The following is a 12,716-nucleotide window of genomic DNA, read 5'->3' as shown; positions in this document are numbered from 1 at the left end:
GGTGACCACCAGGGGGTGGGTGCCACTGAAACGGGAGGCATGGTGGAGGGGCATTGTTTGTGGTTGCGGGCCCACGCCTTCTCCCCCCCCCTTTGGGGGGGGAACCCGGGCCGTCGGCATTTCGGCGGGCGGGCGAGCCCGGGCCGGCCGCGCGAGCCCCGCCCGTCCGGCATACCCCGGTGGGGTCACCTGGGCGGTTCGGGGTTCGGGCCGGGTGCGGCACAATGGAAGGCTGCAAGCCGAATTACTCCCGACGACGCCGGAGCGATCTCACGTGGCGGAATACATCTACACGATGCGCAAGGTGCGCAAGGCTCACGGAGACAAGGTCATCCTTGACGACGTGACGCTCAGCTTCCTCCCCGGAGCGAAGATCGGCGTCGTTGGCCCCAACGGTGCCGGTAAGTCCACCGTGCTGAAGATGATGGCCGGCCTGGAGCAGCCCTCCAACGGCGACGCCTTCCTCTCGCCCGGCTTCACCGTCGGCATGCTGCTCCAGGAGCCGCCGCTCGACGAGTCCAAGACCGTTCTGGAGAACGTCCAGGACGGCGTCAAGGAGATCAAGGCCAAGCTCGACCGCTTCAACGAGATCGCCGAGCTGATGGCGACCGACTACTCGGACGCGCTGCTCGAGGAGATGGGCAAGCTCCAGGAGGAGCTCGACCACGCCGAGGCCTGGGACCTGGACGCCCAGCTGGAGCAGGCCATGGACGCCCTGGGCTGCCCGCCCGGCGACTGGGCGGTCACCAAGCTCTCCGGTGGCGAGAAGCGCCGAGTGGCGCTCTGCAAGCTGCTGCTGGAGGCCCCCGACCTGCTGCTCCTCGACGAGCCCACCAACCACCTCGACGCCGAGTCGGTGAACTGGCTGGAGCAGCACCTGGCCAAGTACAAGGGCACCGTCGTGGCCGTCACCCACGACCGGTACTTCCTGGACAACGTGGCCGGCTGGATCCTGGAGCTCGACCGCGGCCGCGCGATCGGCTACGAGGGCAACTACTCCACCTACCTGGAGACGAAGCAGTCCCGTCTCAAGGTCGAGGGCCAGAAGGACGCCAAGCGCGCCAAGCGCCTCAAGGAAGAGCTGGAGTGGGTCCGCTCCAACGCCAAGGGCCGCCAGGCGAAGTCCAAGGCGCGTCTGGCCCGCTACGAGGAGATGGCGGCCGAGGCCGACAAGATGCGGAAGCTGGACTTCGAGGAGATCCAGATCCCGCCGGGCCCGCGTCTGGGCAGCATCGTCATCGAGGTGGAGAACCTCTCCAAGGCCTTCGGTGAGAAGATCCTGATCGACGACCTGAGCTTCACCCTGCCGCGCAACGGCATCGTCGGCGTCATCGGCCCGAACGGCGCCGGCAAGACCACGCTGTTCAAGATGCTCCAGGACCTGGAGACCCCGGACTCCGGGAAGGTCAAGGTCGGCGAAACCGTCAAGATCAGCTACGTCGACCAGTCGCGCGCCAACATCGACCCGAAGAAGACCCTCTGGGAGGTCGTCTCCGACGGCCTGGACTGGATCAACGTCGGCCAGGTCGAGATGCCGTCCCGCGCCTACGTGTCGGCCTTCGGCTTCAAGGGCCCGGACCAGCAGAAGCCGGCCGGTGTGCTCTCCGGTGGTGAGCGCAACCGCCTGAACCTGGCGCTGACCCTCAAGCAGGGCGGCAACCTGCTGCTGCTCGACGAGCCCACCAACGACCTGGACGTCGAGACCCTGTCCTCGCTGGAGAACGCCCTGCTGGAGTTCCCCGGCTGCGCCGTGGTCATCTCCCACGACCGCTGGTTCCTGGACCGAGTGGCCACCCACATCCTCGCCTACGAGGGCGAGAGCAAGTGGTTCTGGTTCGAGGGCAACTTCGAGTCGTACGAGAAGAACAAGGTCGAGCGGCTCGGCGCCGACGCGGCCCGTCCGCACCGGGCCACGTACAAGAAGCTGACCCGAGGCTGACACCCTGCTGTCACAACGGCCCGGCAGACTGCCCTCCGGGGCGGTCTGCCGGGCCGCGGCCCGTCGCCGGTCCGTGACGACGGGCGACCGGACACCGAGGAGAACACCCGTGGCTCGCCACATCTACGCCTGCCCGCTGCGCTGGTCCGACATGGACGCCTTCGGGCACGTCAACAACGTGGTCTTCCTGCGCTACTTGGAGGAGGCCCGGATCGACTTCATGTTCACCCAGGCCGCCGAGGCCGGTGCCGGGGAGTTCGCGGGCGGCTCGGTGGTGGCCCGCCACGAGATCGACTACAAGCGCCCGCTGGTGCACCGGCCGGAGCCGGTCACCATCGAGACCCGGGTGACGCGCATCGGCGTCGCCTCGCTGACGGTGTCCTACGACATCAAGGACGTCCACGCGGACGGCTCCGAGACGGTGTACGTCCGGGCCTCCACCGTGGTCGTCCCCTACGATCTGGCCGAGGGCCGGCCGCGCCGGATCTCGCCGGTCGAGCGGGAGTTCCTCTCCCGTTTCATGGACGAGGCCCCGGCCGTCGCGGCAGTCTGAAAGTCCCACCCCGCACGATCGAACTCCACGACGATCGAGCCCCACGACGATTCGAGCTGAGCCGCGTTGACCATCACCGCCCGCCTCGCCCTGACCGACACCGGCGAGGCCGACGACCTCTCCGCCTTCCTGCTGCGCCTGTTGCGCTTCGACAAGGCGGCGGCCGTGCGGCTGCGGGCGGTGGCCCCGGACGGGGACGACGGCGTGCTGGCGGTCTTCGGGCGGCTGCCGCTGGGCACCTCGGGAGCGCTGGCGATCCGCACCGCCCGGCTGAGCGGCCTGGCGGAGCCGGTCGACCTGACGGTCTCGGCCGGTCAGCTGCTGGACGGCGTGGACGCCGAGGCGGGCGCCGTGGCTCTGCCCGCGCCGGTGACCGGCCCGGCCTGGGCCGGGCTGCTGCCGCCGAAGGCCGGCTGGCGGCCGGTCGGGGCCCCGCCGGCGGCCGAGGTGTACCCCGAACTGATGGCCGGCGTCCAGGAGTTCCGCGAGCGCAGCGAGGCCGTCCCGGCGCACCACCGCACCCGCGAGGTGCTGGACCGGCTGGCCGACGAGATCTGGTCCCGCCCGGTCACCGCGCTGCCGGAGCTGCCGCTGCGCGCGGTGCACGCCGCGTACGTGATCGGCTTCCTGAAGCCCGGCGCCCCCCTCACCGTGCACCGGGCGGGCGGCTGGCTGCGGCTGAGCGCCCCGGCGGGTTCGGTGGTGGTGCGGACGGTGGCCGCGCCGGGCGCGGGGCTGGGGCTCAGCCCGGTCCGGTGACCGCGCACGGCGGCCCGGCGTACGGCGGCTCGGCGTACGGCGCGTCCGGTGCGAGGCGGCTCAGCCCGGGGTGTTGATCATCGACGCGGCGGCGTACGTCAGGTAGTCGAGCAGCTGCCGCTCGTGCTCGGCGGGCAGCTCCAGGCTGTGCACGGCCGCGCGCATGTGGGTCAGCCAGGCGTCGTGCGCGGCCTTGTCGACCTTGAACGGCGCGTGCCGCATCCGCAGCCGCGGGTGGCCGCGGTGCTCGCTGTAGGTGCGCGGGCCGCCCCAGTACTGCATCAGGAACAGAGCCATCCGCTCCTCGGCCGGGCCGAGGTCCTCCTCGGGGTACATCGGCCGCAGCAACTCGTCCTCGGCGATGCCCTCGTAGAAGCGTCGGGTCAGGAGCCGGAAGGTCGGCTCACCGCCGACCTGGTCGAAGAAGGTCTCCTCGCTGAACGTGTCTCGCCGGATCTCTGTCACCCGACCATGGTCGCAGACGCCGACGGGGTCGTACACCGGGACAAAAGGCGTACGACCCCGTCGGGCCTGAGTGATCAGTGGGGAGCGGTCAGCGGGGGACGGTCAGGCGTCTTCCCACTTGAACAGCTTCCAGGCGATGCCGGTGAGAACGGCCGCGAAGAGCAGCAGTCCGCCCATCGTCGGCAGGGCGTCCATCACGCCGCCGCCGCGGGTCAGCACCGACTGGGCGGCCGTCACCAGGTGCTTCAGCGGCATGACCTCCGAGACGGTCTTCAGCCAGCCCGGGGAACTGTCCAGCGGGATGAACGAACCGGACAGGAAGGACATCGGCAGCACGATGAGCTGCGAGATGCCGTTGGCCGCCTCCTCGGTCTTGGCGACCGAGCCGGCCAGCAGGCCGATCGACATGAAGGCGAGCGTCGCGCAGGCCACCAGCGGGATGACCAGCCACCAGTTGCCGGTGAGCTTGAGCCCGAAGAAGCTCGTGGCGACCACCAGGAAGACGGTGGTCTGGAGGAAGGCGGTCAGCAGCGAGACCACGATCCGGGAGCTGACGACCGTACCCGCGCTGATCGGGGCCAGCCGCAGGCGCCGCAGCACCTTGGACTTGCGCCAGCCGACCAGGGTCAGCGCGGCGCCGAACACGGCGCCGGTGGCGACGGCCCAGCCGAGCAGGCCGGGGGTGAGGAACTGGATCGGCTTGAGCGACTGGTCCTCGACCTGCTGGGCGTCCACCACGTAGGCCGGCTTCTGGCCGGTGGCCGCCTGGTTGGCGCTCTGCACCACCGAGTTGACGATGCCCTGGAGCGCGCCGGCGCGGACCGTGTCGGCGGCGCTGAAGCGCAGCTCGACCTTGCCGTCCGGGCCCTGCATGATCATCGCGTCGAAGTCGCCCTTGCGGACCTTCTGCAGGGTGCCGGCCTCGTCGTCAGTGCGGGTGATGGTGAGGACCTTGTCCAGCTCGGTCCGGCCCTCGCCCTGCATCGAGTCGAACAGCTTCACCGCGCCGACCTGGGCGACCTTGGCGTGCGGGCTGTTGTTGCCCTTGGCCAGGCTGCCGAAGAAGACCAGGAACACCAGCGGGAAGAGCAGGATGAAGAAGGTCGCGGTGCGGTCCCGCTTCATGCCGAGCAGCATCGCGCGGGACAGGCTCCAGAACGCGCTGACCCGCTCCTGCCCGCCGGCGGCGCCGGCCGAACCGCCGCGCGGGGCGGGCACCTTCGGCTCGGTGGAAGTGGAGACGGTCATGCGCGGAACTCCCGTCCGGTCAGCTGGAGGAAGACGTCCTCCAGGGTGGCGCCGCGCACCTCGAGGCCGCGCAGCGCGTTCTGCTCGGCCAGCACGCTGAGCACCGGGGCCGGGTGCCGGGTCGAGACGGAGAGCGAGACGGTGTCGTCCTCCAGGGTGGCGACGTCGGCGCCGGCCGCGGCGAGCAGCTCGCGGGCCCGCTCGACCGGCAGCTGGCCGGAGGCCACGCTGATCCGGACGGTGTCGTCGATCTCGCGGATCAGCGCCGCCGGGGCTCCGGTGTGCAGGATCTTCCCGTGGTCCATGATCGAGACCCGGTCGCAGAGCACCTCGGCCTCGTCCAGGTAGTGGGTGGTCAGGACGACGGTGCGGCCCTCGTTGTTGATGTCCCGCAGGAGGTCCCAGAGGTTGCGCCGGGCCTGCGGGTCGAGGCCGGTGGTGGGCTCGTCCAGGAAGACGAGCTCCGGGTCGTGCGCCAGTGCGCAGGCGATCGACAGGCGCTGCGCCTGGCCGCCGGACATCTGGTCGGTCAGCGTCTCGGCCTTGTCGGCGAGGCCGACCCGCTCCAGCATCGCATCGGCCCGCTTGGGACCGACCCCGTAGAACGACGCGAAGGTGCGGATGGTCTCGCGGGCCGTCAGTTTCCGGAAGAAAGCCGAGGCCTGGAACTGCACGCCGATGCGCGGCAGCAGTTTCGGATTGCGCGGCCAGGGTGCCATCCCCAGCAGCTCGACCCGACCCTCGTCGGGCTTGCGGACCCCTTCCAGGATCTCCATGGTGGTGGTCTTCCCGGCCCCGTTGGGGCCCAGGATCCCGTAGAACTCGCCGGCCTCGACGGTGAAGGACACCCCGTCGACGGCCTGCACATCCCCGTACCGCTGACGGATGCCGTCAGCGGATATAGCTGCAGTCATGTGCCCTGAGAATAGGGCTTTCGGTGCGTCTTGTGCACACCCGGGACGTGAATTTGGGGATTTCCTGAGGAAGTCGGAAGAAAACCGGGCCGGGCGAAATGTTGAATTCCGCCCGACCCGGCCTGAGTTGTGGCTGATCCACCGTCAACAGGGCATTCAGGCGCGGTGCACCGTGATCGTCGTCCAGGCGCCGATGTGGATCCGGTCGCCGTCGTTCAGCGGTACGGCGGTGTGCGGGGTGATCGGTTCCGCGCCGCCGTTCACGGTGGTGCCGTTGGTGGAGTCCTGGTCGACCAGCACCCAGTTGCCGTCTGCCTGTTCGGCGAGCAGCGCGTGCTGGTGCGAGGCGCCCGGGTCCTCCGGCGGCACCGACAGGTCGATCTCCGGGACGGTGCCCCGGTGCTGGCTGCGCCGGCCGATCCGCAGCTGGCCGCGGCCGGTCAGCGGGATGCGGCGCTCGGGGCAGTACGGCGGGAAGAACAGGCCGGCCGCCTCGGGGCCGCTGCGGGCCATCATCTCGGTGAAGTAGTCGCGGTCGGCCGAGACCACCGCGATCCAGTTGGACCGGACCGGCTCCGCCGGGGCGGCCTCCGGCTGGGGCTGCTGCACCGGCGGGGCGAGGTGGAAGGACGTGCCGAAGTCGCCGCCGCGGTTGTTCGGGCCGGGGCCGGCCGGCTGGGCGTACACCGGGCCGGAGTCCTCACGCACCGGGGCCTCGGGGAAGGCGCCCTCCGGCGGCGGGTAGCCGTAGGTGTGCGGGTACTCCGGCTGCGGGTACCCCGGCTGCGGAGGCTGCGGCTGCTGCGGAGCGACCGGGGGCTGGGAAGGCTGGGCGGTGCCGCCGTAGGCCGCCGGGATGTTCAGCGGCGGGGGCTGGGCGGGGCCGGGCGCGGGCGCGTCGGCGGCCGGGGTCTGGCGGCGCGAGGGCGTGGACAGCTCGTAGTCGTAGCCGCACTCCTCGCAGAACCGGCCGGTCTGCGGGCTGCGGCAGATCGGGCAGACGGTCAGGCCCTCGGTGAGGCCCTGCGGCGCGCCCGGCGGTACGGCCCCGGGGGGCGGGTAGCCGCCGGGCGGCACGGCGCCGGGGGGCGGGAAGGCACCGGGCGGGGGCGGCGGGACCGCTCCCGGAGGCATCGGCGGGGGCGGCGGCGCGCCGAAGGACGCACCGCCGTGCTGCGGGTGTCCGGCGGGTGTGCCGGGCGCGGGGTCGCCGCCGGGCGCGTATCCCGCAGGTGCGCCCCCGTGGGCGCCGGGCGGCGGGACCGGCGGGGTCATCGGGAAGCCGCAGAAGTCGCACCAGTCCTCGGCCTGCGACTCGTGGCCCCTCGGGCAGATCGGCATCAGGTCCCCCTCGTTTCGGGCCGGCACGGTGCGGCGTCGCGCCGGGCGGCCGGCCCGATCACGTCTTCAGCTGTCACTTCTTCACACGTACCGTCTTGGTCGACCGGGTCTCAAGGGTCATCGAGTCGGCCTCGCTCACGTTCTTACGGAATCGAACCGTACCCTCCTTCGGGTCCACCACGTCCACCACCTTCTGCAGCAGCTTGTACGTGCCCTCGTTCCCGGTCGCGTGCGCGATCCGGACGGCGGCGCCCAGCTTGGCGGTGGCGGTGTCGACGTCCCCGGCGCGGTGGGCCTCCAGGCCCTCCTGGATCGAGGAGGCGAGCTCGGCCTGCCCGGTGTAGTGGGCGACCTGCGGGCTGATCCGGGTGGAGGAGGCCAGGTCGTCGGTCCAGACCGCCTTGACCAGGCCCTGGGAGAGCACCTCGGGGGTGCCGCCGCCGACCTGCGGGGGCAGCACCAGACTGACCCGGGCGGCGAGCATCTCGTTGCCGACCGCGGCGGCCGGGACCTCGACGCAGACGTGGTAGTCGCGGCTCTCGTCGCCCCAGGAGCCGGTCGGGTAGTCGCCGGCCCGGGGGCCGGCCTCGGCGCGGCGGGCGGTCAGGTCCTCGACCGCGGGGGCGACCTGCTTGACGAACTTCACGGTGGCGTTGGCCGGGGTCCAGATCCGCAGGGCGACGTCGGCGACCTGCTTGCCCATCGCGCCGGCCATCATCGAGCGGAAGTCCTCGGCCAGGCCGGAGGGCTCGGCGACGATGTCGACGGTGCCGAGCAGCGCCGAGGAGATGGTGCGCAGCTCGTCGATCCGCCAGTCGGTGCCGACACCGCGGCAGTCGGCGGTGAAGTGGCCGGTGACCCGCTCGATGTTGCGGGCGAGGTCCGTGGCCGACTCGTGCTCGTTGTTGCCGTCGGTGAGCAGGATGGCGTGCCGGATGGCGATGTCGCGGCGGGTGAGGAAGAGCTTGTCGGCCTTGGCCAGCCAGGTGCCCATCGCGGTGCCGCCGGCCGCGGTGAGGCGGCGCAGCGCCTCCTTGGCCTGGTCGCGGGTGCTGGGCGAGGCGGTGGCGAGGGTGCCGTCGCCGGGGTAGATGTCGCGGGCCTCGTGGGTGCCGGCGACCACGGCGAAGGCGGTGCCGTCGCGCAGGGCGTCGATGGCGGCGGCGGTGGCCTCGCGGGCGCCGTTGATCTTGGTCTTGGGGTAGTCCATCGAGCCCGAGCAGTCGACCAGGATCACCACGGCCGCGTTGGCGTCGGTGCCCTGGGCGGCGGCGTCGGTGAGGCCGAGCGGGCGGCCGCCGGAGGTGCCGCCGCCGGTGGCGGTGACGGTGACGATGGCGTTGACCTCGCGGGCGCCGTCGGCCAGGTACTCGTTCTGGAAGATCTCCACGTCGAACCTGGGCAGGTTCGGCTTCGCCAGTGTTGCCATGGGGCGGTCGGCTCCCGTCGGGTGAGGGGTGGATGCGATCAGGTCGGTGGGCGGTCCGGCGGACGGGGCCGTCGGACCGGGCGTGGCCGGGAGTGGACGGGCCGGTCAGGCCGTCGGCGGCTGCGGCGGGACGGGCGGCAGGGGCGGGGCGGCGGGCGGCGCCGGCGGTGCGGGCGGGACCGCCGGGGGCGCCGTCGGGGGCGCGGGCGGGACCGGGGGCAGCGGGGCGGCGGGGGAGCCGATCACCGGAAGGTCCGGCAGGGTCGGCTCGTAGTCCTCGTAGTCCTCGTCGTCCTCGGGCGTCCGGGCGGCGGCCGGAACGATGATCGGCAGGTCCAGTGCGGTGGGCGTCTCCTCGACCTCCTCCACGGAGACGGCGGGCGGGTCGATCGGGAGCACCGCGACGGTGATGTTGTCGTGGCCGCCGGCCGCGACCGCGAACTTCACCAGGGTCTGGGCCGCCGCGAGCGGTTCGGTCCGGGCGTCCGGGCGGACGTAGTACGCCAGGTCGGTGGCCGCCTCGGCGTAGTTCCACAGGCCGTCGGTGCAGATCAGCAGCACGCCGGGGACGTGCGGGGTGAAGTCGAGGGTGTGCGGCACGACCTCCTCGGCGTCGGCGCCGAGCCAGCCGGTGATCGCGTGGGCGCGCGGGTCGGAGTAGGCCTCGGCCTCGCTCATCAGCCCGGCCTCGACCATCCGGGCCGCCCAGGAGTCGTCCTGGGTGAGCCGGAAGGGTTCGGCGGCGGCGCGGTCGTCCGGGATCCAGTAGGCCCGGGTGTCGCCGACCCAGCCGATGGTGACCCGGCCGCCGGCCGCTATGGCGCTGACGAAGGTGCAGGCGGGGGCGTTGAGGTCGGGGCGGGCCGGGCCGGCGCCGTCGGTGGCGAGGTCGGCGACGGCCTTGGCGGCGTCGGCGATGGCGGCGCGCATCGCCTCGTTCGGGTTCCGGCCGGCCTCCAGGGAGGTCAGCAGGGACTCCGAGGCGGCGTCGACGGCGGTCTCCGAGGCCTCGTCAGGGCGGTCGGAGGAGGAGACGCCGTCGCACACCACGGCGACCACGACCGGCTCGCCGCCGGGCAGCGAGGTGGCGGCGACGGTGAAGGAGTCCTCGTTGCGGTGGTGGCGCACGCCGCGGTCGCTGACCCCGGCGACGCCCGCGAGGGCCTTCTCCATGTGGTCGCGGGGGCGCGGCTGGGCGCTGCCGCAGCCCTCGCAGTAGCCGTCCTCGGTGACGTGCGCCTGCCCGCAGTTCACGCAGACCGGCCCGCGCTGCGGCGGGACGGCCCCACCGTGGGCGGCGGCCCAGCTGGCGGGCATCGAGCCCGGGGCCGCCCGGCCGTCCCGGCCGGTCCCGCAGCGCCCGCAGAAGGCGTCCTCCGGGTCCATCGGCTCGGAACAGCTCGGGCACTCGGTCTGCTGCGGCATCGGCTACACCCACGTCCTGGGGCGGGCCCGGTTGGCCCGTTCCACCATCTCGATCCTGGTATCGGCCCGGTCGGCCAACCGGGCGAGTACCCGGTAGGACTGTTCCAGGGCGAAGCGCAGTTCCCGCTCCACGGCGGGTCGTCCCAGCACCACGGTGGCGCCGGTCTGCTGGGCGCCCGCGGAGCCGGCCATGACCCAGCCGAGGGCGGCGCCGAGCACCTCGACGGAGAGCTCCTCGCGGCGGCGGTCGTCGAGGCGCAGCGCGGTGAGCTGGTCGGAGCCGGCGGTGAGGTCGGCGGCGAGCGGGTCGGTGGTGGGGCGTTCGCGCAGCCGGGCGCGGACGGCGGCGATCCGGGCGGCGGTGTACTGGCTGGAGGTGGCCGGGACGGACTCCAGCACGCGGACGGCGCCGGGCCGGTCGTCCTCGGCGAGGCGGACCCGGGCGAGGCCGAAGGCGGCGCTCAGGTACGAGTGGTCGGTGGCCCACACCAGGCGGTAGAACTCGGCCGCGTCGCCACTGTCGCCGAGGAGCTCGGCGCAGATGGCCAGGGCCAGCTTGGGCGCGGCCTCGCCGGGGAAGGCGTCGTAGACGGCGTCGAAGGCCTCGGCGGCCGCCCGCAGTTTGGCTGTTACTCGCCCGTTCGCCTCCGGGCCCTCCTGACCCGACGCCGACGGTCGTCGCTCCCTCGCTCCTTCGTCGCTCCCTCGCTTCTCCCTTTCGGCGCCGGCGTGCCCTTCGGCTCGGGGCGTGACGCCGCCGTTCTCGGCGGCCCCCACCAGGGCGACCAGGCCGCGGTACCAGACCACCCGCCAGTCGTCCGGGTGGTCCTTCTCCAGCTCGGCCAGCTCGTTCCCGGCCATGCCGTGGCGGCCGAGTTCGAGCAGGGCGCGCAGCTCGCGCAGCCGGCTCTCGACCGAGACGGCGGGGGCGCCGCCCAGTGCGGCGAGCGCCTCCTCGGGGTCGGTGGCGAGCAGGGTGGCGAGGAAGCCGGCGTTGGGGTCGCCCGGGTCGACCCGGGGGACGGGCAGGGCGAGGGCGGCGGCGGACGGGTCCAGCGCGGTCACCCGCAGCTGGCCCAGCTGGTCGGCGGGCAGCACCAACTCGGTGTCGACGACGCGCAGTTCGGGGCCGAACAGGGTGGAGAGCGCGGGCCGGGGCCGGTCGTCCTGGAGGGCCAGGACCTCCCGCAGCACGCCGGTGAGCTGGTCGGCCATCTCCTCGGCGGAGGAGAAGCGGCGGGCCGGGTCGGGGTCGGTGGCGCGGACCAGGAAGCGGTAGTACGACTCGTACCTGGCGAAGACCTCGACGTCCTCGGGGCCGGGCAGCGAGTCGCGGTAGGTGGTGCTGTAGCCCTGGAAGTCGAAGGTGAGCACCGCGAGGGTGCGGGCCACGGTGTACAGGTCGGAGGCGGGGGAGGGGCCGTGGGTGGCGATCTCGGGGGCCTGGTAGCCGACGGTGCCGTAGATCGGGCCGTCGTGGTCGAGCCGGCAGACCGCGCCCATGTCGATGATCTTGAGCGCGTCGCCGCTCTGGATCACGTTGTCGATCTTGAAGTCGCAGTAGATCAGGCCCCGGCCGTGCAGGTACCCGAGCGCGGGCAGCGCCTCCAGCGCGTACGCGATCGCCACCTCCACCGGCAGCGGCTCGCGCCGGCCGTCCGGGGTGCGGCGGTCGTTGGCGATGTCCTTGAGCGACTTGCCGCCGACGTACTCCATGACGATGTAGCCGTCGGTGGAGCCGGAGCCGATGTCCAGGTGCTCGGCGAAGTTGATGATCCGGACGATGTTCGGGTGGTCCACCTCGGCCAGGAAGCGACGCTCGGCGACGGCGGCGGCGAGCGCGTCCTCGTCCCCGGTGTTCAGCAGGCCCTTGAGGACGACCCACTTGTCGTTGACCCGGCGGTCCACCGCCAGGTAGATCCAGCCGAGCCCGCCGTGCGCCAGGCAGCCGACCACCTCGTACTGCCCGCCGACCAGGTCGCCGCGGCGCAGCTTGGGGGTGAAGGAGTACGGCGTGCCGCACTTGGTGCAGAAGCCGTCCGGCCGGCCCGGCCGGCCGTTCTTCTCCCGGCCCACCGGCGTCTCGCACTTGGCGCAGAAGCGCTTGCGCTCGGGCACCTCGGGGTTGGCCAGCACCGCCAGCGACGGGTCGGCCGTCTCTATGGTCGGCACCGTGACCAGGCCGGCGCCCAGCCGGTTGCGGGTGCCCGCGCTGACGCTGCCGCGGGTGGAGCGCACCGAGACCGAGCGGCTGGAGCCGGTGCGGGTCGAGCGGTGCGAGCGGGAGCGGCCGGACATCGAGCGGGAGGAGCCGGTGAGGGCCGACATCGAGCGGATCGAGCCGCTGCGGGCGGAGTCCGGGTTGACCCGCGCGGACGGGACGTAGGGCTGGGTGATGCCGGTGTCGGCACCGGGTGCGGTCAGGCCGCACTCGTCGCAGTAGCCGTCCGCGTCGATGGTGCCGGAGCAGTCGCGCGGGCAGGGTGAGCCGGGGCCGGCGGCCGCCGCCGCCTTCGGCGGTGCCGCGGTGGTGCCGGTGCCGCCTCCGCCCGCCGGCGCCAGCCCGCACTCGTCGCAGTAGCCGTCGGCGTCGATCCTGCCGTTGCCGGAGCACTCCGGCCGTACGCACGTCTCGCCCATCAA

The 12,716-nt window shown here is 72.7% G+C and carries 10 protein-coding genes; 3 read left to right on the top strand and 7 right to left on the bottom strand.

Annotation, left to right across the window (positions count from 1 at the left end):
• Positions 1-274: 274 nt before the first annotated feature.
• The 3 genes from ettA to ACFQ87_RS31205 all read left to right on the top strand — a co-directional run bounded on the left by ettA (position 275) and on the right by ACFQ87_RS31205 (position 3,251).
• The gene (gene ettA, locus ACFQ87_RS31215; RefSeq protein ID WP_380614212.1) at positions 275-1,939 is read left to right on the top strand and encodes an energy-dependent translational throttle protein EttA; all 1,665 of its coding nucleotides are present in this window, start codon (positions 275-277) and stop codon (positions 1,937-1,939) included.
• A 109-nt stretch (positions 1,940-2,048) separates the two neighbouring features.
• Entirely contained in the window at positions 2,049-2,492 is a 444-nt protein-coding gene (locus tag ACFQ87_RS31210; RefSeq protein WP_380614211.1) for an acyl-CoA thioesterase, read from the top strand.
• Between the two features lie 66 nt (positions 2,493-2,558).
• Positions 2,559-3,251, top strand: a complete 693-nt coding sequence (locus ACFQ87_RS31205; RefSeq protein ID WP_380614210.1) for a hypothetical protein — start codon at positions 2,559-2,561, stop codon at positions 3,249-3,251.
• Positions 3,252-3,311: 60 nt separating this feature from the next.
• On the opposite strand, the gene ACFQ87_RS31200 is transcribed toward ACFQ87_RS31205, so the two are convergent.
• The 7 genes from ACFQ87_RS31200 to ACFQ87_RS31170 form a co-directional block, all read right to left on the bottom strand.
• Positions 3,312-3,716: a globin gene (locus ACFQ87_RS31200; RefSeq protein ID WP_380614209.1), complete on the bottom strand. Its 405-nt coding sequence runs from the start codon at positions 3,714-3,716 to the stop codon at positions 3,312-3,314.
• A 102-nt stretch (positions 3,717-3,818) separates the two neighbouring features.
• A complete protein-coding gene (locus tag ACFQ87_RS31195) occupies positions 3,819-4,964 on the bottom strand; it encodes an ABC transporter permease (RefSeq protein ID WP_380614208.1) in 1,146 nt (381 codons plus the stop codon).
• Positions 4,961-5,878 carry an ABC transporter ATP-binding protein gene (locus ACFQ87_RS31190; protein WP_380614207.1) on the bottom strand — a complete coding sequence of 306 codons (918 nt, stop codon included), beginning with the start codon at positions 5,876-5,878 and terminating at the stop codon, positions 4,961-4,963. Before ACFQ87_RS31190 ends, ACFQ87_RS31195 begins: the two co-directional genes overlap by 4 nt.
• A gap of 156 nt (positions 5,879-6,034) precedes the next feature.
• The gene (locus ACFQ87_RS31185; RefSeq protein WP_380614206.1) at positions 6,035-7,219 is read right to left on the bottom strand and encodes an FHA domain-containing protein; all 1,185 of its coding nucleotides are present in this window, start codon (positions 7,217-7,219) and stop codon (positions 6,035-6,037) included.
• 73 nt (positions 7,220-7,292) lie between these two features.
• Entirely contained in the window at positions 7,293-8,648 is a 1,356-nt protein-coding gene (locus tag ACFQ87_RS31180; protein ID WP_380614205.1) for a VWA domain-containing protein, read from the bottom strand.
• A gap of 105 nt (positions 8,649-8,753) precedes the next feature.
• Positions 8,754-10,073 carry a protein phosphatase 2C domain-containing protein gene (locus ACFQ87_RS31175; protein ID WP_380614204.1) on the bottom strand — a complete coding sequence of 440 codons (1,320 nt, stop codon included), beginning with the start codon at positions 10,071-10,073 and terminating at the stop codon, positions 8,754-8,756.
• A 3-nt stretch (positions 10,074-10,076) separates the two neighbouring features.
• Positions 10,077-12,713, bottom strand: a complete 2,637-nt coding sequence (locus tag ACFQ87_RS31170; RefSeq protein ID WP_380614203.1) for a tetratricopeptide repeat protein — start codon at positions 12,711-12,713, stop codon at positions 10,077-10,079.
• Positions 12,714-12,716 lie beyond the last annotated feature (3 nt).

Source organism: Kitasatospora sp. NPDC056531 (assembly GCF_042794375.1).
Taxonomy (GTDB): domain Bacteria; phylum Actinomycetota; class Actinomycetes; order Streptomycetales; family Streptomycetaceae; genus Kitasatospora.
The sequence above is the reverse complement of the archived record's forward strand: the minus strand, read 5'-3'. Positions and strand labels throughout refer to the sequence as shown.

Bases quoted from the DNA above. Each gene is read 5' to 3' on its own strand.
- ACFQ87_RS31195 (WP_380614208.1), bottom strand. From the start codon at position 4,964: ATGACCGTCTCCACTTCCACCGAGCCGAAGGTGCCCGCCCCGCGCGGC.
- ACFQ87_RS31185 (WP_380614206.1), bottom strand. From the start codon at position 7,219: ATGCCGATCTGCCCGAGGGGCCACGAGTCGCAGGCCGAGGACTGGTGC.
- ACFQ87_RS31175 (WP_380614204.1), bottom strand. From the start codon at position 10,073: ATGCCGCAGCAGACCGAGTGCCCGAGCTGTTCCGAGCCGATGGACCCG.
- ACFQ87_RS31170 (WP_380614203.1), bottom strand. From the start codon at position 12,713: ATGGGCGAGACGTGCGTACGGCCGGAGTGCTCCGGCAACGGCAGGATC.
- ACFQ87_RS31180 (WP_380614205.1), bottom strand. From the start codon at position 8,648: ATGGCAACACTGGCGAAGCCGAACCTGCCCAGGTTCGACGTGGAGATC.
- ACFQ87_RS31190 (WP_380614207.1), bottom strand. From the start codon at position 5,878: ATGACTGCAGCTATATCCGCTGACGGCATCCGTCAGCGGTACGGGGAT.